At 67.0% G+C, this 21,548-nt stretch carries 17 protein-coding genes; 11 read left to right on the top strand and 6 right to left on the bottom strand.

Translation table 11 applies throughout. From position 1 onward, the window contains the following. Window position 1 precedes the first annotated feature (1 nt). Window positions 2-691 carry a winged helix-turn-helix domain-containing protein gene (locus tag BGO47_RS08925; RefSeq protein ID WP_292710878.1) on the bottom strand — a complete coding sequence of 230 codons (690 nt, stop codon included), beginning with the start codon at window positions 689-691 and terminating at the stop codon, window positions 2-4. 537 nt (window positions 692-1,228) lie between these two features. Between BGO47_RS08925 and BGO47_RS08920 the strand changes: the two genes are divergently transcribed. The 7 genes from BGO47_RS08920 to BGO47_RS08890 all read left to right on the top strand — a co-directional run bounded on the left by BGO47_RS08920 (window position 1,229) and on the right by BGO47_RS08890 (window position 9,734). Then, window positions 1,229-2,278 carry a LacI family DNA-binding transcriptional regulator gene (locus BGO47_RS08920; RefSeq protein WP_292710876.1) on the top strand — a complete coding sequence of 350 codons (1,050 nt, stop codon included), beginning with the start codon at window positions 1,229-1,231 and terminating at the stop codon, window positions 2,276-2,278. Between the two features lie 124 nt (window positions 2,279-2,402). Continuing rightward, window positions 2,403-3,719, top strand: a complete 1,317-nt coding sequence (locus BGO47_RS08915; RefSeq protein WP_292710875.1) for an extracellular solute-binding protein — start codon at window positions 2,403-2,405, stop codon at window positions 3,717-3,719. A 94-nt stretch (window positions 3,720-3,813) separates the two neighbouring features. Further along, window positions 3,814-4,791 carry a sugar ABC transporter permease gene (locus BGO47_RS08910; protein WP_292710873.1) on the top strand — a complete coding sequence of 326 codons (978 nt, stop codon included), beginning with the start codon at window positions 3,814-3,816 and terminating at the stop codon, window positions 4,789-4,791. Further along, on the top strand, window positions 4,791-5,690 hold the full coding sequence (locus BGO47_RS08905) for a carbohydrate ABC transporter permease (protein ID WP_292710871.1): 900 nt from the start codon (window positions 4,791-4,793) through the stop codon (window positions 5,688-5,690). The genes BGO47_RS08910 and BGO47_RS08905 overlap by 1 nt, the downstream gene beginning before the upstream one ends. Further along, window positions 5,690-7,930, top strand: a complete 2,241-nt coding sequence (yicI, locus tag BGO47_RS08900) for an alpha-xylosidase (RefSeq protein ID WP_292710868.1) — start codon at window positions 5,690-5,692, stop codon at window positions 7,928-7,930. The genes BGO47_RS08905 and yicI overlap by 1 nt, the downstream gene beginning before the upstream one ends. Window positions 7,931-7,947: 17 nt before the next feature. Further along, the gene (locus tag BGO47_RS08895; RefSeq protein WP_292710865.1) at window positions 7,948-9,375 is read left to right on the top strand and encodes a GH1 family beta-glucosidase; all 1,428 of its coding nucleotides are present in this window, start codon (window positions 7,948-7,950) and stop codon (window positions 9,373-9,375) included. Window positions 9,376-9,440: 65 nt separating this feature from the next. After that, window positions 9,441-9,734: a GNAT family N-acetyltransferase gene (locus tag BGO47_RS08890; protein ID WP_292710862.1), complete on the top strand. Its 294-nt coding sequence runs from the start codon at window positions 9,441-9,443 to the stop codon at window positions 9,732-9,734. On the opposite strand, the gene BGO47_RS08885 is transcribed toward BGO47_RS08890, so the two are convergent. Genes BGO47_RS08885 through BGO47_RS08870 form a run of 4 tightly spaced genes read right to left on the bottom strand, consistent with a single transcriptional unit; the run spans window position 9,718 to window position 13,806 of the window. Further along, window positions 9,718-10,677, bottom strand: a complete 960-nt coding sequence (locus BGO47_RS08885; protein WP_292710859.1) for an alpha/beta hydrolase fold domain-containing protein — start codon at window positions 10,675-10,677, stop codon at window positions 9,718-9,720. The two genes, BGO47_RS08890 and BGO47_RS08885, sit on opposite strands and share 17 nt — an antisense overlap. Continuing rightward, window positions 10,674-11,498 carry a carbohydrate ABC transporter permease gene (locus tag BGO47_RS08880; protein WP_292710856.1) on the bottom strand — a complete coding sequence of 275 codons (825 nt, stop codon included), beginning with the start codon at window positions 11,496-11,498 and terminating at the stop codon, window positions 10,674-10,676. The genes BGO47_RS08885 and BGO47_RS08880 overlap by 4 nt, the downstream gene beginning before the upstream one ends. Continuing rightward, window positions 11,495-12,451 carry a sugar ABC transporter permease gene (locus BGO47_RS08875; protein WP_292710851.1) on the bottom strand — a complete coding sequence of 319 codons (957 nt, stop codon included), beginning with the start codon at window positions 12,449-12,451 and terminating at the stop codon, window positions 11,495-11,497. The genes BGO47_RS08880 and BGO47_RS08875 overlap by 4 nt, the downstream gene beginning before the upstream one ends. Window positions 12,452-12,456: 5 nt before the next feature. Then, window positions 12,457-13,806, bottom strand: coding sequence for an extracellular solute-binding protein (locus tag BGO47_RS08870; protein WP_292710847.1), 1,350 nt, complete (start codon window positions 13,804-13,806; stop codon window positions 12,457-12,459). Between the two features lie 244 nt (window positions 13,807-14,050). Here BGO47_RS08870 and BGO47_RS08865 point away from each other — a divergent pair, with 244 nt between their 5' ends. The 4 genes from BGO47_RS08865 (at window position 14,051) to BGO47_RS08850 (ending at window position 20,911) form a co-directional block, all read left to right on the top strand. Further along, the gene (locus BGO47_RS08865) at window positions 14,051-15,196 is read left to right on the top strand and encodes a LacI family DNA-binding transcriptional regulator (RefSeq protein ID WP_292710842.1); all 1,146 of its coding nucleotides are present in this window, start codon (window positions 14,051-14,053) and stop codon (window positions 15,194-15,196) included. Window positions 15,197-15,200: 4 nt separating this feature from the next. Then, window positions 15,201-16,355: an exonuclease SbcCD subunit D gene (locus BGO47_RS08860; RefSeq protein ID WP_292710839.1), complete on the top strand. Its 1,155-nt coding sequence runs from the start codon at window positions 15,201-15,203 to the stop codon at window positions 16,353-16,355. Window positions 16,356-16,366: 11 nt separating this feature from the next. Then, the gene (locus BGO47_RS08855) at window positions 16,367-19,330 is read left to right on the top strand and encodes an SMC family ATPase (protein WP_292710835.1); all 2,964 of its coding nucleotides are present in this window, start codon (window positions 16,367-16,369) and stop codon (window positions 19,328-19,330) included. A 93-nt stretch (window positions 19,331-19,423) separates the two neighbouring features. Continuing rightward, window positions 19,424-20,911, top strand: a complete 1,488-nt coding sequence (locus tag BGO47_RS08850; RefSeq protein WP_292710961.1) for an MFS transporter — start codon at window positions 19,424-19,426, stop codon at window positions 20,909-20,911. A gap of 24 nt (window positions 20,912-20,935) precedes the next feature. On the opposite strand, the gene BGO47_RS08845 is transcribed toward BGO47_RS08850, so the two are convergent. Further along, the gene (locus tag BGO47_RS08845; RefSeq protein ID WP_292710832.1) at window positions 20,936-21,493 is read right to left on the bottom strand and encodes a nucleoside phosphorylase; all 558 of its coding nucleotides are present in this window, start codon (window positions 21,491-21,493) and stop codon (window positions 20,936-20,938) included. Window positions 21,494-21,548: the final 55 nt, after the last annotated feature.

The following is a 21,548-nucleotide window of genomic DNA, read 5'->3' as shown; positions in this document are numbered from 1 at the left end:
TCTAGAACCGGTCGGGCGAGGGCGCACCGTGGCCGTAGCGGATGACGACGTCGGCGTGACGATCGAAGCGGTAACCGACACCGCGCACCGTGCGCACGATGTCTTCGTAGCGGCCGAGCTTGGAACGCAGGCGTCGGACATGCACATCGATCGTGCGCTCTCCGGGCACCTCGCCGTCCTCGGCGCTCTGCCAGAGCGACGAGACCAGTTCCGCCCGCTCGATCGTTCGGCCTTCGCGGAGCACCAGGTACTGGAGCAGTTCGAACTCCGTGAAGGTGAACGGCGCCGTCTCGCCGTCGATAACGACGCGCTTGCGCGAGATATCGAAGACGACGCCGCGTGCGGAGCGGTCGGTGTCTTCGGGTTCGGTGGCAGCAGTAACCGCGGCGATTGCCGACGGCTCACGCAGTGCGCGGCGCACCACATCGACATCGCGTCCGCCGGCGCCTCGGGGCGCAAGCGCGACAGTGGCGTAGGTTTCGGCATCCGGTGCGAGCTCGGCCAGGGTGCGGCGCAGCGCATCGACGAGAACCGGGAGTGAAACGCCGGCAGCGGCGGCTTTGGCCTCATCGAGACCGACGTAGAGAGCGAAGCCGCGGGGAGTGCGCGCGGCGGGCTCGTCAGCGATCGGCGGCACGGCGTGCAGGTGACGGGCGGGAGCGGGGCGGGTGAGAAGGGCGGTGTTCGACATGGGGATGATGGTCCTTGCGGAGGGCCCGGCTGGTTCGGGCAGAGGTGTTGCGGTGACCCGGCGGTCGGTGTCGAGCGCCGTTCTGATGGAGGCGCTCTGCGAGAGGGCTAGGGGGCGGTGCGATCTGGATCGCAGAACGAGCCCCGCTGAGGTGTCGTCAGCGACACATTCGACAACACATGACTGAGCGGCCGGCCATCATCATGCCGGCAGTACCGTTCGCCTCCCAGGCGGACAGGACATGCGCGTTGTCAGTCATGCGGCCGATTATGACCGACAGTGTCGAAGTGCGTCAAATCGCGGGCACCGCGCCCGGTTTCCCCGGTATTTCGCGAGCAATCTGCTCACGGGGAGTAGGTCGGTCGTGACACTTCGTCAGACGAGCGGCATGGGTCACGACCAGGTCACGGTTTGTTGTTTGCAAAGACAAAAAGGTTGCGGTCGGCATCCACCTGTGCGTACTATCGCCGTCGAAGCGTTTAGCGAAGCGCTTCGAGTATCAGGCAGGCACGTGAGATCCAGACAGCGGAGTCGTCAATGGCGAAGATCAACGAGGTGGCAGAGGCCGCCGGCGTGTCGATCAGCACCGTCTCGTACGCGCTCAGCGGCAAGCGACCTGTGTCGCCCGCGACGCGGAAGCGGATCGAGGATGCCGTCGCCAAACTCGGCTACAGCCCGAACGCGAGTGCCCGGATGCTCGCAGGGCGCCGCACGAACATCTTCGCGCTGACCGAGCCGCTGCGCACCGACACGCACGTCCCGACCCACATGGCGTTCGTGCTGGCCACGGCAGTCGCCGCACGCCGGCATGACTACGACATCCTCCTGCTGACCGAAGAGCAGGCGGTGTCGGGCATGAAGCGGGTGGCCTCCAGTGGTCTGGCCGACGCGATCCTCGTGCTCGATGTCGCGCCGGATGACGAGCGCGTCGCGCTCGCGCGGAGCCTCGCAACGCCGACGGTGTTCATCGGCGTACCCGACGATCATGAGGGTCTGGTGTGCGTCGACCTGGACTTCGAGGCTGCCGCTCGCCTGGCTGTCGAAAAGCTCGCGACGCTCGGTCACCAGCGCATCGGGATGCTCGGCATGACAGAGTCCGCGTACGAGAAGTCGAACTTCCCGCCGCGGGTCCGGGCAGCCTACGAACACCGCGCCGCTGAGCTGGGTGTGCAGACGTTCTTCCGCACGAGCGGCCCGGCACAGACCGACCGCAACGGATGCCGCGTGGCGGTGTCCGAGATGCTCGCCGCCGGTGTCACGGCACTTGTTCTGCACGCGAATGAGGATGCGCACGCGATCGTGCTGAGCGAACTCGACCAGCGCGGTGTGAGTATCCCGTATGACCTGTCGCTCATCTCGGTGGGCAACAGCTTCGATATCGACACGCTCGCGCGCCCGATCGACTCCCTGCCGCTCATTCCTGCCGAATCCTGCAACCGCGCTGTCGAACTCGCGCTCGAGAGCCTCGACGAGGGGCATCGGCAACCCGGGCTCCACCTCATTGCTCCCACCTACCTTTCCCGCGACTCGATCGGGCCGTGGGTTGGATCGACAAGCGACGAGCCGGAAGCGCCCGCAGCGATGTGACTCCCCACCGAGAAGCGATCTCGCATGTCCATTGTCGAAGCGCTTCGATGACTTTCCCTCCACAACTACACAGCCCCTCCGAATCCACCGACCGACGACGGTCACCAAGAAAGGAGTGCCACCGATGGCACGCTTCACCCGCACCACACAGCGAGCACTGGTCGCCGCAAGCGCGATGACCGTTGCCGCCCTCGCCCTGGCCGGATGCTCCGGCTCCGGTTCTTCGGATGCCGAAAGTGGCGACACCCTCGTCCTCTGGCACTACGAAGGCGAAGACAGCGCGATGGGCAAGGCCTGGGACGCCGCGATCGAGACCTTCAAAGAGGAAAACCCCGACGTCACCGTTGAGTTCGAGGCGAAGGGCTTCGAGCAGATCCGCTCCACCGCCAGCCAGGTGCTCAACTCCGACGAGGCTCCCGATGTCATGGAGTACAACAAGGGCAACGCGACCGCAGGCCTCCTGGCCAGCCAGGGTCTGCTGACCGACCTCAACGACGCCGTTGCCGAGTACGGCTGGGGTGACCTTCTTGCACCGGCGCTGCAGACGACGGCCAAGTACAGCCCCGAGGGCGTCATGGGCGGCGACACCTGGTACGGCATCCCCAACTACGGCGAGTTCGTGACGGTCTTCTACAACGAGGACATGTTCGCGGATGCCGGGCTTGAGGTTCCCACCACCTACGACGAGTTCGTCGATGTGCTCGACGCGTTTGTCGCCCAGGGTGTCACGCCGCTTGCCGAGGCCGGCGCCGAGTACCCCCTCGGTCAGTTCTGGTACCAGCTCGCGCTGAGCCAGGCCGATCGCCAGTGGGTCGATGACTACCAGCTCTACGCGAACCCGGTCGACTGGCAGGGCGAGCAGATCTCCTACGCGACTCAGACCCTGAAGGACTACATCGACGCCGGTTACATCTCGTCGGATGTCGCGGGGATGAAGGCCGAGGATGCCGGAACGGCGTTCATCGCCGGGCAGTACCCGATCTTCGTGTCGGGCAGCTGGTGGTACGGCCGCTTCCTCAGCGAGATCAGCGACTTCCAGCTCGGTCTGTTCCCCTTCCCGGGCTCTGACCTGAGCCTCGGGTCGTCGGGCAACCTCTGGGTCGTGCCCGAGAACGCGAAGAACAAGGAGCTCGCCTACAAGTTCATCGACATCACGATGCGCCCCGAGATCCAGGCGATCATCGGCAACAACGGTGGGCTGCCCGTCGCCGCGAACGAGGCAGACATCACCGATGAGGCAAGCCTGCAGCTGATCTCGGCGTTCAACGCGATCAACGAACAGGACGGCCTCGCCTTCTACCCCGACTGGCCGACGCCGACCTTCTACGACGCGATCGTCGCGAACCTGCAGGAGCTGGCCAACGGTACGGCAACGCCCGAGCAGGTGCAGACCTCGCTGGGCGACGAGTACGACTCGTACGCCTCGCAGTACTGGGAGTAAGTCCCGCAGTGGTGGGGCGGCTGCAGCGCCGCCCCACCACCTCCAATCCCCGGCCGGATCCCCGGCCCCCGCATCCACCCGAGGAATCGGAACTATGACCGCAGTACCCTTCGTCCGGCCCGCCCGGGCCAAGCGACTCCCACCCGAGGAGCCCCTGATCCCGCAGCGCGGCGGTCGCGGCACCGGCGGCTACTGGCTCTACCTGCTGCCTGGACTCGTCTTGCTCACGGTCGTGGTGATCATCCCTCTGGTATGGAATCTCTACCTGACGTTCACCGAGTGGCGAGGAATCAAGCCGCCGATCTGGATCGGGCTGGACAACTGGGTAGCGCTGATGCAGGACCAGAAGTTCTGGACCTCGTTCGGCAACAGCATCTGGATGATCGTCGCCATGGTCATCGTCCCCACCGCCATCGGCCTGGTGCTGGCGGCGGTGCTCTTCGACCTCGTCGGCCGCAAATTCGGCGGTCGATTCGCGAGCTTCCTGCGCGCTACCTACTACCTCCCGCAGATCCTTCCCGTCGCGGTGGCCGGTATCGTCATCGGCTGGATCCTGCGGCCTCAGGACGGCGCGCTCAACACGATCCTCGAGAACATCGGGCTCGGCTTCCTCGCCCACAACTGGCTGGGCAGCCCCGACACCGCGCTTCCGAGCATCATGGTCGTGCTCATCTGGGTGCAGATCGGCTATCCCGTTGTGATCTTCATGGCCGCGCTCCAGCGTGTCGACCCCGAGCTGTACGAGGCTGCCGAACTGGACGGAGCCAACTGGTTCCAGCGCTTTCGTGCCATCACGGTGAGCATCATCCGTCCCGAGATCTATGTCGTGACCCTCACCACGACCATCGCGGCGCTGAAGGTCTTCGGCCCGGTCTACGTCCTGACCCGCGGCGGCCCCGGAACCTCCACGATCGTCCCCGCGTACTACGCCTACACCGAGTTCTTCCAGGCGCAGCAGGTCGGCTACGGTGCGACGATCGCCACCGCACTCACACTCGTCATCGGCGTCATCGCCGTCATCTTCATCCGCGCGCAGAACGCGTCGGAGCGCAAGGAAAGGGCGGGGCTGTGATGGCGACCGTGACAGCGACATCCACCGGGACGACCCGGCAAGAGAAGACCCCGGGTCGCCGCCGCGGCGGGATGAACAAGCCGCGGGGGATCGACTGGTTGATGGTCGCGTTCGTCGTGGTCGGTGCCATCCTGGTGGTCGCGCCGTTCTACCTGATCATCGTCAACTCGTTCAAATCGCCAGCCGAGTACTCCAACTCGGGCCCGCTGTCGATTCCCACCCAGTTCTACATCGACGGTCTCGTGGCGTTCTGGGAGCGCGTGAACTTCCCCGAGAAGCTCTGGAACTCGTTTTTCATCTCGGGCACCGTCGCGGTGCTCGCCGTCCTGATCTCGGTGCTGAACGCCTTCGCTATCGGCATCGGACGCATTCGCGGGCGCAGCTGGATCGTGCTGCTGTTCCTCCTCGCGAACCTGCTCCCGCAGGAGGCGCTGCTCTACCCGCTGTACTACATGGCCAAGGGTGTCGGGCTCTACAACACCGTCTGGTCGGTGATCATCATCTTCACCGTCATCCAGGCTGCGTTCGGGACGTACCTGCTGGCATCCGTCTACGGCACCTTCCCGAAGGAAGTGCTCGAGGCTGCGGCCATGGACGGCGCCACCCGCTGGCAGATCCTCTGGCGGGTCGTGTTCCCGATCAGCAGGCCGACCCTCTCGGTGCTGCTCATCTTCTTCTTCATCTGGACCTGGAACGAGTTCCTGATCCCGCTGACGTTCCTGGTGTCCAACGCGACGCAGACGGTGCCGGTAGCGATCAGCGTGCTGCAGGGCGACCGGCTCATGGATGTCACCACCACGAGTGCGTCGGCGCTGCTGGGCATCGTTCCGACACTCCTCTTCTTCCTCATCTTCCAGCGCACCCTCACTCGCGGCATCACGGCAGGAGCAGTCAAGTAATGAGATTCACCGACGGGTTCTGGCAGATACGCCCCGGCGTCACTGCCCTGTACGCGCAGGAAGCGTATGACATCTGGGAGACCGCGCATCCCGCCGATGGTGCGGCGCTGCAGATCACCGCTCCGACCGCGCGGATCACCAAGCGCGGGGACGTGTTGAACCGGCCGGCCCTGACTGTCACGCTCAGCTCGCCGCTTGCGGGTGTCATCCGCGTGCGGATCACGCACCACGAGGGTGGGCTCTGGCACGGCGGATTCGCTCTGCCCGGCGCCGTAGCTGGAGCGGGTCAGGCGAGGGTGACGGATGCCGACGGCATCCTCTCTTCCGGTTCTCTCACCGCCCGCGTCACCCACGGCGCGCCCTGGTCGCTCGTCTTCGAGCTCGACGGGAAGACCGTCACCGCCAGCGGGCACAAGTCGGCCGGCTATATCCGACTGAGCCCGGATGCCGATGTCAGCCACGGCGTCGCGGGCAACGCGCGCACCGGGCTTGCCGCACCGGCATCCGATGCCTACGTCCACGAGCAGCTGGACCTCGGTGTCGGTGAGCTCATCTATGGCCTCGGCGAGCGGTTCGGTCCGCTCGTCAAGAACGGCCAGAGCGTCGAGATCTGGAACGCCGACGGGGGAACCTCGAGCGAGCAGGCCTACAAGAACGTGCCGTTCTATCTCTCCAACCGCGGGTACGGGGTGCTCGTCAACGACCCCGGCCATGTGTCGTTCGAGGTGGGTTCGGAGGCCGTCGAGCGCGTGCAGTTCTCGGTGCCCGGCGAGGTGCTGGAGTACTTCGTCATCGCAGGTCCCACGCCCGCTGAGGTGATCGAGCGGTACACGGCACTGACAGGCCGCCCTGCGCGGGTGCCGGCCTGGTCGTACGGGCTGTGGCTCTCTACGTCGTTCACCACCGACTACGACGAGAAGACGGTGACGGGATTCATCGACGAAATGGCGCGCCGCGAGCTGCCCGTGTCGGTGTTCCACTTCGACTGCTTCTGGATGCGCGAGTTCAACTGGTGCGACTTCGAGTGGGATCCGCGGGTGTTCCCCGACCCCGACGGCATGCTCGAGCGACTCCATGCCAAGGACCTTCGCGTCTGCGTCTGGATCAACCCCTACATCGCGCAGCGCTCGCCGCTGTTCGCCGAGGCTGCCGAGCAGGGATACCTCGTCACCCGGCCCGACGGCTCGGTGTGGCAGTGGGACCTGTGGCAGGCGGGCATGGCGCTCGTGGACTTCACGAACCCCGACGCGAAAGCGTGGTTCCAGGGCAAACTCCGGCGCCTGGTCGATCAGGGGGTGGATGCCTTCAAGACCGACTTCGGCGAGCGCATCCCCCTGGGCGTGGACTATTTCGACGGCTCCGACCCTGAGCGGATGCACAACCTCTACACGCAGCTCTACAACGAGGCCGTATACGAGGTCTTGGTGGAGGCTCGCGGCGCGGGGGACGCCGTGCTGTTCGCGCGGTCGGCGACCACCGGGGGTCAGACCATGCCGGTGCACTGGGGAGGCGATTCGACCTCGACGTTCACGTCGATGGCAGAGACGCTTCGCGGTGGTCTCTCGCTCGCGATGAGCGGCTTCGCCTTCTGGAGTCACGACATCGGCGGGTTCGAGGGCACCCCCGACCCGGCGGTCTTCAAGCGCTGGACGGCGTTCGGTCTCCTCAGCTCCCACTCCCGCTTCCACGGCTCGGAGTCCTACCGGGTGCCGTGGGCCTTCGACGAGGAAGCCGTCGACGTGACACGCTTGTTCACGCGGCTGAAGATGCGCCTCATGCCGTATCTCTTCCAGGCGGGACAGGATGCGGCATCCACCGGAACGCCGGTCATGCGGCCCATGGCGCTGGCCTTCCCCGGTGATCCCGCCGTCGAGTACCTCGACCGCCAGTACATGCTGGGCCCAGACATCCTGGTTGCTCCGGTGTTCACGGCTTCCGGCGAGGTGACCTTCTATCTCCCGCCCGGCGCCTGGACCCACCTGTTGACGGGTGAGCGCGTCGAGGGTGGCGGATGGCGCACCGAGGTCCACGGGTTCGACAGTGTGCCACTGTACGTGCGCCCCGGCGCAGTCCTGTCCTGGGGTGCGCGCGATGACAGGCCCGACTACGACTATCTCGACGGACTCGCGCTTCGTGTCTTCCCGGGGGGAGAGGGCGTTGCTAGCGTCACGGTGACCACCCCCGACGGGCGGGTCGAGACGTTCGAGGTCGACCGCGCCGCGGTGACCGAAGGCGAATGATCGAGAGTGAGCGAGCAATGACCGGATCTCCTGACTACCGCGATTCCGGCCTGGTCTTTCCCGAGGGCTTCACCTTCGGCTCCGCCACCGCGTCCTACCAGGTGGAGGGTGCGTTCGACGAGGACGGACGTGGCCCATCCATCTGGGACACGTTCAGCAAGACGCCGGGCAAGGTGTGGAACGGTGACACCGGGGATGTGGCGTGTGACCACTACCACCGGTGGGAGAGTGACCTCGACCTGATGGCTGAGCTGGGGCTGGATGCGTACCGGTTCTCGATCGCGTGGCCCCGCATCGTGCCGGCGGGCCGGGGCACGGTGAACCAGGCAGGCCTCGACTTCTATTCGCGACTGATCGACGGTCTGCTCGCCCGAGGCATCAAGCCGGTGGCGACGCTCTATCACTGGGATCTGCCGCAGCCGCTCGAGGATGCCGGGGGCTGGGCGAACCGCGCAACAGTCGATGCGTTCGAGGACTACGCGCGGATCGTGGGCGCGGCATTCGGTGATCGAGTCCACACCTGGACGACGCTGAACGAGCCGTGGTGCTCGGCCTACCTCGGTTACGGCCAGGGCGGCCACGCCCCGGGTCGCCATGAGCCGGCAGCTGCGCTCGCGGCAGTGCATCACCTCAACCTCGCGCATGGGCGAGCCGTGCAGGCGCTGCGGGCGACCTCGACCGGCAACCCGCAGTACTCGGTCACGCTGAACTTCCACGTGCTGCGCGGTCAGGGCGACGGGGCCGCCGAAGCCATGCGCCGCATCGATGCCCTCGCGAACCGCGCCTTCACGGGGCCCATGCTGCGCGGGGAGTACCCGGCCGACCTGCTGGAAGACACGGCGTCAGTGACCGACTGGTCGTTCGTGCAGGACGGGGACCTTGCCGACATCCATCAGCCGATCGACGTGCTCGGCGTCAACTACTACTCGACCGCGACAGTGCGCATGTGGGACGGCGTCTCGCCGAAGCAGCAGAACGACGGTCACAAGGGCGCCGAGGGTGGTACCGCGTGGCCCGGCAGCGACAAGCTCGTCGAGTTCGTGGAGCAGCCCGGCCCGTACACGGCCATGGGCTGGAACATCGCCCCCGAGGGGCTCGAGGAGCTCCTTGTGTCGCTGCGCGAGCAGTTCCCACAGCAGGCGCTCATGGTCACTGAGAACGGCGCGGCCTTCGACGACGTCGTGGCCGAGGACGGTTCGGTCCCGGATCCGGAGCGGCTGGACTACCTGCGGCGCCACTTCACCGCGGCCCACCGCGCGATGGCCCGTGGCGTGGATCTGCGCGGGTACTTCGTCTGGTCGCTGCTCGACAACTTCGAGTGGGGCTACGGGTACGCCAAGCGGTTCGGCATCGTGCGTGTCGACTTCGACACCCTCGATCGCACCGTGAAAGACAGCGGCAGGTGGTACCAGGAGTTGGTCGCAACGCACCGGATCCCCGCCTAGCGAGCGGCTGCGTCATCCGGTGCAACACCGACGCCGCGCCTTCTGCGCGAGCGTACGCTGGAGGCATGAGCGAGACGCGGTTCGCCGACCAGAAGGATGCCTCCCGGTACACCCTGCACGTGGGTGACGATCTGGTCAGCGCGCTCGACTACAACGACGACGGCCGCTCCGTCGCCCTCACCCGGGCGTTCACGCCACCACCCTTCCGGGGCAAGGGCTACGCGGCCGAGATCGTTGCGCGCGCCGTAGCGGAGCTGGAGGAGCGCGGCGACCGCGAGGTCATCCCGGTGTGCTGGTACGTCGCCGAATGGTTCGAGCGGCATCCCGAGCATGCCGGCATCCTCAAGGCTCGCGCCTGAGCATTCTCGTCAGCCACTGGGCGCGAGCTTCTTGCGCGTCGTGGGCGATGGCAGCATCCGGAGCGAGGGCATGGAAGCCATGCACGCCGCCCTGCCAGACGTGGAGTTCCGCTTCACCACCGGCAAGCCAGATCTGTTGTGCGTAGGCGATGTCTTCGTCGCGAAAGGTCTCGGCCGAACCGACATCGATGAACGCCGGCGCAAGGTTTGACAGGTCGGCTGCCGCAGCGGGGGAGGCATCCGCCGGGGGAGCGTCCCGGTTGGGGCCGAGGTAGGCAGTCCACGCGGTCTCGTTGGCGGTTCGGTCCCACGCCCCGATCCCGGTCATCTGCTGCGCCGAGACGGAGTCGTTGCGAGCGTCGAGCATCGGGCACAGGAGCATCTGCGCGAACACCGAAGGTTCCCGCCGGTCGCGAGCGCGCAGCGCGGCCGCGGCAGCAAGCCCGCCGCCGGCGCTGACTCCGTGCAGCACGATGCGCTCACGGTCCAATCCGAGCTGCGCAGCGTGGTCGGCGGTCCATGTCAGGCCCGCGTACACATCGTCGATGGCGGCCGGGTAGGGATGTTCGGGCGCGAGACGGTACTCCACCGCCATGATCGCCACACCGACGCGTTTGGCAAAGCGCGTCAACGCGGGGAGTTCGTCGTAGGCGTTGCCGACGACAAGCCCGCCCCCGTGCACATGGAAGAGCACGGGAACCGCGCCCTCGCGCAGCGCCGGACGCAGCAGCACCAGGTCGATCTCCGAACCGTCGCCGCGGGGCGCTCGGTGGTGCGACAGCTCGAACTCTCCTGACAGGGTCAGTTCGTCGAGCGTTGGCTGCACACTGCGCAGGCGCAGGTCGGGGATCTCCTCAGCGCTCAAAGTGGTAACGACATCCGGCGTCGACGCCAGCACCCGTTGGAGCTCCGGATCGATGGGTGGGGGAGTTCGCACGGTCATCCCTTCACCGAGCCCTGCAGCAGCGCAGCGACGAACTGGCGCTGGAAGATCAGGAACACGATCAGTGTCGGGGTGAGGATCAGCAGCGACCCGGCACACAGCAGCGGGATGTCGGTTCCCCACTGGCCCTGGAAGGCCCCGAGTGCTCCGGCCATCGTCCGCTTGAGCGGGTCATCGACCAGCACGATCGCCAGCAGGAACTGGTTCCAGGTCCACAGGAACAGCAGGATCGCGAGCGACGAGATCGCTGGCATCGAGAGGGGGACATGGATACGCCAGAACAGCTGCCAGGTGTTCGCGCCGTCCATGCGCGCTGCCTCCGAGAGATCCTGCGGCATGTTCACGAAGTGCGCACGCATCCAGGTCACGGCGAACGGCATGAACAGGCCGATGAGGGGCAGGATGATGGCCCATCGGGTGTTGAGCAGCCCCATGTCGCGGATCTGGTAGTACAGCGGGACGATGATGCCTTCAAAGGGGAGCGTCAGACCCAGCAGGAACACGATGAACACGATTCGTCCGCCGACAGGTCGCAGGTGACCCAGCGCGAATCCCGCGAGGGTGGCGATGATGATCGCGACGGGAACGACTCCCAGCTCGATCAGGATGCTCGACCACAGCAGCGCCGGCATGTTCGCTGCGTTGAAGGCCAGAAGGAAGTTCTCCCAGTGCGGTTCTTCGGGCAGGCTCAGTCCGCTCGGATAGGTCCCAGGCTCGTGTAGGGCGGTGATGAACAGGCTGATGAACGGGACGATGGTCACGAGCATCATGAAGATCAGAAGGGCGCGTCCGAGCCACTTCTCGGTCGTCGAGACGATCATCCGTCGCGTCCTCTCAGAATGCGCTGCAGCGGCAGCACGACGATCAGTACCAGGGCCATGAGGGCGATGCCGAGGGCCGAAGCTGTGCCGATGTCGCGTTCGAAGAAGGCCAGATAGTAGATCTGCAGGCCGGGCACGAGCGTCGCGTTGCCGGGACCGCCCTGCGTCGAGATGTAGATGATGTCGAAGCTCGCGAGCGCGGCGATCACCGTGATGGTGATCGCAACCGCGAGTTCCTGCCGAAGACTCGGCAGGGTGATCGAGACGAACTCTCGTACGGGGCCTGCGCCGTCGATGCGGGCTGCCTCGTAGAGATTCGGATCGATCTTGGTCATGCCGGCCAACAGCAGGAGCAGACAGAAGCCGAACTGCACCCATGCTCCGATGACACCGACGGCGGGCAGCGCCGTCGCAAAGTCACCGAGCCAGGCGCGGGTGATCTCCCCGAGTCCGATGGCGCGCAGGAGCTGATTGACAAGACCGTTGGTGGCCAGGAGCCACGTCCACATGATGCCCGCGGCCACAAGCGGAATCACCTGCGGCAGGAACAGCACGGTGCGAGAGACGCCCGCGAGCCGTGTGGTGGCGATGCCGCGGATGATGTTCGCCGCAAACAGGGCGAGCAGGACCGGGATGATGCTGAAGTAGAGGATCAGCTCGAACGAGTTGAGGATCGAACCGACGAGCTTCGGATTGGTGAAGACCTCGACGTAGTTGTCGAAGCCAGCCCATGTCGCCGGGCCGATGCCATCCCAGTCGTAGAGCGAGTACTGAGCGGTGCGTCCGATGGGCAGGATCACGAAGACGACGTAGAAGAACGCGGCGGGGAGAACGAGGAGGTAAATCCCCGCCGCGTTCCGGAGCCGACGCGCGGGCTGCGCCGGGGTTCGGTGCCGTTTCGTGGTGGGGGCCACGCCGGAAACCGGCGCAGCCCCCGTGGTACGGGAGGTCATGAGCGTTACTCGCTCACTTCCTGCTCGTAGTCGGCCTGCACGTTGCTGAGCAGCGTCGCAGCATCCTCTTCGCCAGCCGCCAGGCGCTGAACATTGGGGGTCCAGCTCTGCGCGTAGATCGATCCGGTTGCGTTGGCGATGAAGTCCATCGCGCCGTTGACCTCGTTGATGACGTTTCCGGCAGCCAGCGTCGCGGCCGTCACCGAGTCGGGGTCGACCTCGGGCATGAACGCGTCAGCCGGACCCATCGGGTGGGAACCGCCGACCTCGACCGTGATGGTGCGTGCGGTCTCGTCGGTCGCGATCCAGTTCAGGAACTCCGCAGCGCAGTCCGGGTGCTCGGCACCGGCAGCGATGCCGTAGGTCAGCGGGGCCGACATGGCGCCCATCTGGCCGCTTCCCTCGAGCGGGGGCATCAGGAAGAAGCCGGCGTTGCCGGGCATCTGGGCGTCGAGGTTTCCGGACTCCCAGTCACCACTGAAGACGAACACGCTCTCGCCGCCGATGAACCGGCTCATCATCTGCGAGTAGTCGAGCGAGTTGATGTCAGGCGCGAAGTATCCGGCATCCACCCACTTCTGCAGGTGCTGGGCGGCCTCGAGGTTCTCAGGGGTGTCGATCGTGGCATCCGGCACCTGGAAGATCCAGTCGTTGATCGGAGCCGTCGGCCCGTAGGAGGCCATCAGCGCCTGCAGCGGGAACAGCAGGCCACCGGTGGCACCGCCGTTGAACTGCGCCATCGGGGTGAGCCCGGCATCCTTGGCAGCCTGCAGGTAGCCGTCGAACTCTTCGAGGGTCTGCGGCGGCTCATCCATACCGATCTGGGCGGCAAGTTCCTTGTTGTAGAACACGCCGGTCATCGAGAAGTTCAGGCCCATGCCGTAGAGCGGGCCGTTGCCGCGGCGGCCCTCATCGTCGACGCGCAGCTGCTCGAGCTGCGATTCCGGCCAGTCCACCCAGCCGTAGGCCTCGGCATAGGGGTCGAGGTCGAGCAGCAGCCCGCCCGATGCCAGCTCGGACATCTGCGGCAGGCGCATCAGGTCGGGCGGCGAGTCCTGCAGCACGCGCGGGGCGTTCTGGGTGATGACGGCGAATTGGTCCTCGCGGATGTCGAAGGTGACGTTCGGGTGTTGGTTGGTGAACTCGGCGGCAAGTTCCTTGGGGAGGGGGAACCCGGTCTCGATGTACATGTCGAGAACGACGTCATCGGTGCCACAGCCGGCGGTCGGGTCGACGGAAGCGGCAGAGGTCGGTGCGCTGTCGCTTCCGGGCGGTGCGCAGGCGGTGAGTGTCAGGCCGGCTGCTGCGCCGGCTGCGAGGATCGCCAGGACTCGGCGGTGGGGGACTCGAGACATCGGTGTCTTCCTTCCGATTGGGGTGTGTACAGCGATGGCGCCAGGGCTGTGTTTCTGATGTCTCCGCGGGTGCGGCGGCGGCGTCACCACGGGGCTAGCGCGTGTGCTAAATCGCATTAGCAAGGCCATCCTCCGTCACGTCCACCCGATCTGTCAACTGCGTAAGCCATCCTCGTCGACGCACCGGCGAGGCGACGCGCGGCGCCGCAGCGCTCTAGGATGCTGCGAACGAAGGAGGAACGCCGTGAAGTCCAAGCGCGTGACCCTCGCCGATGTCGCAGCTGCCGCCGGTGTCTCGCGGACGACCGCCTCGCTCGTGCTCTCGGATCGAGGAGACGAACTGCGGATCTCGGAAGCGGCGCAGCAACGTGTTCGCCGCGTCGCAGCCGAGCTCGCTTATCGCCCCAACATCCTCTCGTCAGCGTTGCGCCGCGGATCGAGCCGAACAATCGGCTTCGTCTCCGACACGGTGGCCACTTCGCAACTGGCCGGCGATCTCATCAAGGGTGCTCTCGAGCACGCCCACCGAAACGGGTACATGCTCTTCATCGGTGAGACCGAGGGCGCCCCTGACGAGGAGCGGCGCCTTGTGCAGGGCATGATCGACCGCCAGGTCGATGGCCTCATCATCGCGTCGATGTTCACGCGCGTGCGTGCGGTGCCCGCGGGAATCGATCCTCGCAGCGTCGTGCTGCTGAACGCCCTTCCCGAAGACAGCGCCGTCGGAACCGTCCCCTCCATCGTGCCCGATGAGTACTCCGCCGGGCGCGCGGCAGTCGATGTGCTCCGGGCGGCAGGGCACTCCCGCATCCACCTCGTCGGCGCCGGCCCGGGACCCGACGACGTTCCGGTGCAGACGGTCGCGGGATCCGAGCGGTTGCGCGGCATCCTTGATGCCCTCGACGACGACGGGCTGGAGCCCGCCAGCGCGCGGCTGTGCTCGGTGTGGCTGCCTGAGGACGGGTGGGCTGCCACACGTTCTCTGCTGGACACGGGCGTGCGCGGCGAGGCCATCATCACGTTCAACGACCGTCTGGCCTTCGGGGCTTACCAGGCGATTCAAGAGGCGGGACTGTCGATCCCCGGCGACTTCTCGATCGTGTCGTTCGATGACCATCAGCTCGCGAGCTGGTTGCGGCCGCGTCTGACGACCTTCGCGCTGCCCCATTACGAACTTGGCGCGCTGGCACTTCAGGTCCTCCTGGAAGACGATGCTCCCGACTGGGGGCGGATCCGGCGCGTTCCGATGCCGCTGCGGATGCGCGAGTCGGTGGCAGCTCCGGACCCAGGCGGGCAGATGCCGGAGCCCACCGAGCGGCATCGGCCCCCCACCAGGCCGCCGTATCCCCGTGAGCCTCGGGGCGGATGTCGGGAGCCCGCCGTAGCGTGAGGGCATGCGCATCCTCCACACCTCCGACTGGCACATCGGGAGGTCCTTCCACGGACACTCGACCCTGCCTGCGCTCCGGGAGGTGCTCGACGCGCTGATCGAGCAGGTTCGGGAGAACTCCGTCGAGGTCGTGATCGTCGCCGGAGATGTCTTCGACTCATCGACGCCGCCAGCGGAGTGCTACACGCTGCTCACCGACATGCTCTCGGGGCTCGCTGATGCCGGTGCCGCCGTGGTCGTGACCAGCGGCAACCATGATTCGGCGGCCCGGCTGGGGTTCCAGTCCGGCCTGCTGCGGGCGGGAATCCACGTCCGGACCGATCCGGCGACCGTGGATGCGCCGATCACGCTGACCGACGAGCACGGGCCCGTTCACGTCTACGGCATCCCCTACCTCGAGCCGGCGCTGCTGCGACGGACCTGGCCCGGCGAGAAGCTGCGCACCCAGCACGACGCGATTGCGCACGCCATGGGTCTCATCCGCGCAGACCATGCTTCGCGGGGTGGCCGCTCGGTCGTCGTATCCCACTGTTTCACCGCGGGCGTCGACCCCACTCCCGGGCTCGAACGAGACATCCAACAGGGCGGACTCGACGTCGTCCCGCTCGCCGAGTTCGTGGGCATTGACTACGTCGCTCTCGGGCACATCCACGGTCGTCAGCAGCTCGCGCCCACCGTGCGGTACGCGGGCGCGCCGCTGCACTACAGCTTCGGCGAGGCCGACAAGCCGCGCGGCTCGTGGCTCGTTGACCTCTCGGCAACCGGCGAAGCCTCTGTCACCTGGCTCGACCTGCCGGTACCGCGTCGCCTCGTCACGATTCGCGGCACCCTCGATGAGCTGTGTTCCGCGGCCGAACACGAGTACGCGACGACCGCGTGGGTGCGAGCCGAGTACACGGATGCCACACCGCAGCGCGATCCGCTGCGCCGACTGCAAGAGCGCTTCCCCTTCTGCGCGGCAGTGGTCCACGCCCCTGAGCGTCAGCACGAGCGCGACGATCAGACCTACGCCGGCCGCGTGCGGACGGCTCGGACCGACGTCGAACTCATCGGCGCCTTCCTTGCTCACGTCCGCGAGGGTGAGGGTGCCAGCCCGGCGGAGGCGGAGCTGATCTCCGAGGTGATCGAGGGTCGTACGGTAGCGGAGGCCGTCGCGTGAGGATCCACCGGGTGCAGATCGAAGGGTTCGGTCCCTTCCGTGAGCGGCAGGATGTCGACCTCGACGCTCTCGCCCCCTCGGGTGTGTTCGTGATCGCCGGTCGCACCGGAGCGGGCAAGTCCAGCATCCTCGATGCCGTCTGTTTCGCCCTCTACGGCACGGTCCCCCGCTATGACGGAGTCGATCGGCGCCTGCGCAGCGATTACTGCGGCCCCGACGATCCGACGCAGGTCACGCTGGAGTTCAGTACCGGAAGTGATCGTTGGCGGATTTCGCGGTCGCCGGACTACGAACGCCCCAAGCGTCGCGGCACCGGCATGACAATCGTCGCGGCCGACGCTCTGCTCGAGCGGCTGGAACCGGCTGCGGACGGCAGCGAGCACTGGGTGGGGTACGCCGCCGGGCCGCGGGACGTGGGCCACGCGATCGACGAGGTCGTCGGCCTGTCCCACCAGCAGTTCCTGCAGGTGATCCTGCTCGCCCAGAACCGTTTCTCGCAGTTCCTGCTGGCAGGAAACGTCGACCGGCAGCGGGTGCTGCGGACGCTGTTCGGTACCCAGATCTACGAGGACTACGAGAAGCGCCTCGACGAACTCCGACGCGAGTCCGAGCGTGAACAAGAGCGTGACGCCGGACACCTGCAACGCCTGCAGAGCGACGCCGAAGCGCTCGCACGAGAGGCCGGTTGGCACGTCTCGGACGAGACGATCGACCTGGAACGCGTGGCTGCCCGCGCGGGATACGACCTGCAGACCCGCGCTGACGCCGTCGAGCGGGCCGATGCGGCCCTGGCGGCCGCGGAAGCCGCGCACACCCGCGTGCGCCAGCTGCGCGAGCAGCAACAGCAGCGCAACGCCGCACGCGAGCGCATGGCGGCGATCGAGACCGAATCCGCGTCGCTCGCGCCGGACCGAGCGACGCTCGAGAGGGCCCGCGCTGCCGAGCCGCTGCGCGCCGTGATCGAAGAGGCGGGCCGCGCCCACGCCGACGTCGAGGCGACAGGCGCGATCGAGGCGGCGGCGCTCGCTGACGCTGCGGCGGGGGTAGACACCGCCCTTCCTGTCGACGAGTTGTTCGCCGTGGCACAGGCCCTCACGGGCGACATCGCGCGATGGCAGGATGCGGAGAATGCTGAGCGGCAGCTCGCTACCGACCGCGCCGACCTGACCCGTGCAACCGCTCAAGCTGAGGCAGTTCGGGCGGTTCTTGCCGTGACCCGCGACGCGCTCACCCGGGCCGAGCATGAACGGGGGCGGCTCGGCGATGAGATCGAGAAACTGTCCGTCGCTGCGGCTGGACTCGAGGCCGCCCGTGCCGACAGCGAGGATCTTGCGGTGCGCCTGGTCGCTGCGCGAGAGGCCGAAGCTGCCGCAGTGGAGCTTGCCGCGGCAAGCGCCGACCGGCTCGAGGCGTCGCGCGCCGTCGAAGAGGCTGTGGCAGCCTGGGGTCAGCTCATGCGTCGGCGCCTCGCCGGATTCGCCGCAGAGCTTGCCGACGGGCTCACCGATGATGACCCCTGCCCCGTGTGCGGTTCGCTGGATCACCCCGAGCCGGCTCCGAGCAACCACGATCCCGTCACGGACGCTGTCCTCGCGGCCGCCGAAGAAGATCGCGACCGCGCCCTCGCGGCGGATCGCGAGAGCGCCGCACGCCATACCGCGGTCACCGCGCGCGTCGATGCCGCACGTGCCCGGGCGCGCGGCTCGGTCGAAGACCTTCACGTGCGTCAGCGCGAGAGCCAGTCCCGGCTGGAGCTCGCCGAACGCGCAACCGAGGCACTCGATCGCGCTCGCAGTCTGCGCGGCGAACTCGAGGCGCGTGAGCACGACCTGCGGGCCGAACTGGACGCCGCTGCCGCTCGCCTGGCAGAACTCGACACCGCACGGACGGTCCTGGACGGTCGGATCACCGAGGCCGAGGAAGCTGTAGCTACCGCGCGCGGTGCTTTTCCCAGCGTTCACGCACGGATCGCCGATGCCGAGGCTCGGCGACGAACGGCGCAGCGGCTTGCCGAGGCTCGCCGCGCCCATGAGCTCGCCCTCGAACGGGAGCATGACGCCGATCGCAAGCTCGCCGCGGACGTCTCGGTGTCATCGTTCCCTGATCCCCCGTCAGCATGTGCCGCGCTGCTCACACCGATCCAGCTCGAAGACCTGTCGTCGCGGCTGAGCGATCATGACGCCGCGAAGCGCATTGCGAAGGAGCGGCTGCTCGAACTCGAACTGCAACTCGCCGACGCGCCCGAGGACCTCGCTGACACTGACGCCTCGCTCCGCGATGCAACGCTCGCGCGCGAGAGATGGCAGCATGCCGTCGCTGAACTGGCGGCGGTCCGTGAGCGTGTTACCCGTTTCGGAGATCTGCGACTGGCGATCGAGACGCAGGGTCGTGAGGGTGAACAACGGCGCGAGCAGCACCAGATCCTGGTCCGTCTGGCCGATACGCTCGCCGGGCGTGCTCCGAACACCATGCGCATGACGCTCGAGACCTTCGTCCTGGCCGCCGAGCTCGAAGAGATCGTCGCAGCCGCGAACCTGCGCCTGGCCGACATGTCCGACGGGCGCTACCGTCTGGAACACACCGACGCGCTGGCGCGTCGCGGCGCCGCTTCGGGACTTGGGCTCCATGTCCACGACGCCTATACGGGCCGCACCCGCCCTCCCCAGTCCCTGTCCGGCGGCGAGACCTTCCTTGCCTCCCTCGCTCTCGCCCTGGGCCTCGCAGAGGTCGTCACGAGCCGTGCCGGCGGCATCCGACTCGACACGCTCTTCATCGATGAAGGGTTCGGGTCGCTGGATGCCGAGACTCTCGAGCTGGCGCTGCGCACCCTCGACGACCTGCGCTCGGGCGGCCGCACGATCGGCGTCATCAGTCACGTCGAGGCGATGAAAGAGCAGCTTCCGATCGGCATCCTCGTTGAGGCGACGCCCTACGGGTCGAGCGTCACCACCGAGGCCGCGCCCAGTCTGCTCTGATAGCGGGCGCTGCGTGACGATCCGTCACTGAGCTGGGGGGCATACGCTGGCAGGGTGGGTTCGGATTCGGGAGCGTCGTCGCAGCCACGAACCATCACCATCCCGCTCACCAACGCCGCACGGTGGCGAGCGTTTGCGGTAGCCGCGGCAGTAGCCGCGATCACAATCCTCGACCTGTCGAAGGTCAACGTTGCGCTGCCCTCCATCGAACAGGCCCTGGGCGCCGGTTCCACCGAACTCCAGCTGATCGTCTCGGGGTACGTCCTGACCTTCGGTCTGTTCCTGGTTCCCATGGGGCGCCTCGGTGACCAGCGTTCCCGGCGCGCGCTGTTCCTCGTAGGCCTGATCCTGTTCACTCTCGCAAGTCTCGGGTGCGCGCTGGCCCCGAACATCGTGGTTCTCATGGTCTTCCGGTTGCTGCAGGGTGTTGCTGCCGGCATCCAGATGCCACAGGTCCTCGGGCTCATTCAGCAGATCTTCCAGGGAGCCGAGCGCGGGCGGGCGTTCGGCCTGTTCGGGGCGACAATCGGGCTCGCAACGGCGTTCGGGCCGACGCTCGGTGGGCTCATGATCGCCCTCGGCGGTCCGGATGACGGCTGGCGCTGGATCTTCTGGATGAACGTTCCCCTGGGAATCGCCGCGATCGCGGCGGCGGTCTGGGTGCTGCCGACCACCCGAGTCCACACGGGGCGCCGCATCGCTCTCGATCCGATCGGTGTGATCCTGTTCGGGGTCACGGTGCTCGCACTGATGTGGCCGTTCCTGTTCACCACGGGCTCACCCGACGACGACCCGCGTCGGTGGTGGTTGCTGACCGTCTTCGTCCTGTTCGCGACCCTGTTCGTCGCCTGGGAGCGGAGATATGCCGCCCGTGGGCACGCGCCGCTGATCCCGTTCTCGCTGTTTCGCATCGCGTCCTACCGCAACGGCACTCTGCTCGCGACCTCGTATTTCGCAGCCCTTCCCGCCCTGTTCCTGCTGACCACCCTGTACTTGCAGGCGGGGCTCGAGCTCGAGCCGGTCTTCGCCGGGATGGTCACCATCGGCTTCGCGCTCCCGAGCGCGGCGGCCTCCTGGGTCGGCGGCAATCTCGTGACCCGCATCGGTCGCCCGTTGGTCGTCGGTGGACTCATCATGGTCCTGGTCTCGGCGATCGGTCTCGTGCTCGTCGCCGTCTTCGCCACCCCCGCGCTGACCCCGTGGCTGATGGGCGCCGTGATGATCATCGGAGGCCTCGGGGGTGGGCTCGTGATCTCGCCGAACCAGACCCTTGCCCTCGCTGACGTGCCGGTATCCGAGGGAGGTCTTGCCGGCTCGGTGGGTCAGCTCGGTCAGCGCATCGGTACTGCGGTCGGCACCGCCGTGGCTCTTGCCCTGTTCTACGCCACGATCTATCGCGAGACCGGCAACCGGGACTCGCTGGCCGTCTACCACGACGCCTATCTCATCGGCATGTCCTCAGTCGCGCTCTTCATTGCGCTGGCCTTCGTCGTCTCGATCGTCGACCTGTCTCGGCGCCGAGCGGCGGTACGGGATGCCGAAGCCGACGAGGCTGAGGAGCGTCGCGCGGGCCCGACCTGAGCCAGGAGCCCCAAGCTAGCGGCCTCAGAGACCGTAGTCTCGGCGCACCCGCTCCAGGAGCAGCACGCTGCAGGCATCCGTCGCTTCGCCCCAGTCCCACCGGGCGCCATCTTGGGCCCGATCCGACACGGCCTTCAGTACCCGGATCGGCACGTCGTACTGCTGAGCGACCCACACATACGCGTAGACCTCCATATCGACGAGTGTCGCTCCCAGATCGCGGATGCCTGCAGCGGCGTCCGCGTCATCCACGAAGTGGTCGCCGGTCGCGATCGTATGGCCAGTCCCGCCGAACGAGAGCATGGTCGGGAGTGACACGTGCTGCCCAACGACATTGTCAAGGTCGGTCACATCGTGCTGGATCGCGGCAGTGACCTCGTGCACAGTGGCCTCGACATCCTCGTGGATGGCGCCGGCGGTGCCGACGACGACGATCTCGTCGTAGTCTCCGCGTTCCAGGGCGCGCGTAAGCGCGTGCGTTGCCTGGAGCTTTCCGGGGCCCGTGACGAGGCGGTCGAATCCGGGCAGCTCGTCGGGAAACGCAACCAGTTCGCGGTCGAGAGCCGCAACGAGAAGTCTCATGCCTTCATTTTGCCTGGCGTTTCGAGGTGTACGGGTTCACGCTCAGCGGCGAAGA

Origin of the sequence: Microbacterium sp. 67-17, assembly GCF_001898325.1 — a bacterium.
GTDB lineage: Bacteria > Actinomycetota > Actinomycetes > Actinomycetales > Microbacteriaceae > Microbacterium > Microbacterium schleiferi.
The sequence above is the reverse complement of the archived record's forward strand: the minus strand, read 5'-3'. Positions and strand labels throughout refer to the sequence as shown.

What these genes read in the sequence shown, in the direction of transcription:
- BGO47_RS08925 (WP_292710878.1), bottom strand. Translation starts at nt 691, where the DNA reads ATGTCGAACACCGCCCTTCTCACCCGCCCCGCTCCCGCCCGTCACCTG.
- BGO47_RS08920 (WP_292710876.1), top strand. Translation starts at nt 1,229, where the DNA reads ATGGCGAAGATCAACGAGGTGGCAGAGGCCGCCGGCGTGTCGATCAGC.
- BGO47_RS08915 (WP_292710875.1), top strand. Translation starts at nt 2,403, where the DNA reads ATGGCACGCTTCACCCGCACCACACAGCGAGCACTGGTCGCCGCAAGC.
- BGO47_RS08910 (WP_292710873.1), top strand. Translation starts at nt 3,814, where the DNA reads ATGACCGCAGTACCCTTCGTCCGGCCCGCCCGGGCCAAGCGACTCCCA.
- BGO47_RS08905 (WP_292710871.1), top strand. Translation starts at nt 4,791, where the DNA reads ATGGCGACCGTGACAGCGACATCCACCGGGACGACCCGGCAAGAGAAG.
- yicI (WP_292710868.1), top strand. Translation starts at nt 5,690, where the DNA reads ATGAGATTCACCGACGGGTTCTGGCAGATACGCCCCGGCGTCACTGCC.
- BGO47_RS08895 (WP_292710865.1), top strand. Translation starts at nt 7,948, where the DNA reads ATGACCGGATCTCCTGACTACCGCGATTCCGGCCTGGTCTTTCCCGAG.
- BGO47_RS08890 (WP_292710862.1), top strand. Translation starts at nt 9,441, where the DNA reads ATGAGCGAGACGCGGTTCGCCGACCAGAAGGATGCCTCCCGGTACACC.
- BGO47_RS08885 (WP_292710859.1), bottom strand. Translation starts at nt 10,677, where the DNA reads ATGACCGTGCGAACTCCCCCACCCATCGATCCGGAGCTCCAACGGGTG.
- BGO47_RS08880 (WP_292710856.1), bottom strand. Translation starts at nt 11,498, where the DNA reads ATGATCGTCTCGACGACCGAGAAGTGGCTCGGACGCGCCCTTCTGATC.
- BGO47_RS08875 (WP_292710851.1), bottom strand. Translation starts at nt 12,451, where the DNA reads ATGACCTCCCGTACCACGGGGGCTGCGCCGGTTTCCGGCGTGGCCCCC.
- BGO47_RS08870 (WP_292710847.1), bottom strand. Translation starts at nt 13,806, where the DNA reads ATGTCTCGAGTCCCCCACCGCCGAGTCCTGGCGATCCTCGCAGCCGGC.
- BGO47_RS08860 (WP_292710839.1), top strand. Translation starts at nt 15,201, where the DNA reads ATGCGCATCCTCCACACCTCCGACTGGCACATCGGGAGGTCCTTCCAC.
- BGO47_RS08845 (WP_292710832.1), bottom strand. Translation starts at nt 21,493, where the DNA reads ATGAGACTTCTCGTTGCGGCTCTCGACCGCGAACTGGTTGCGTTTCCC.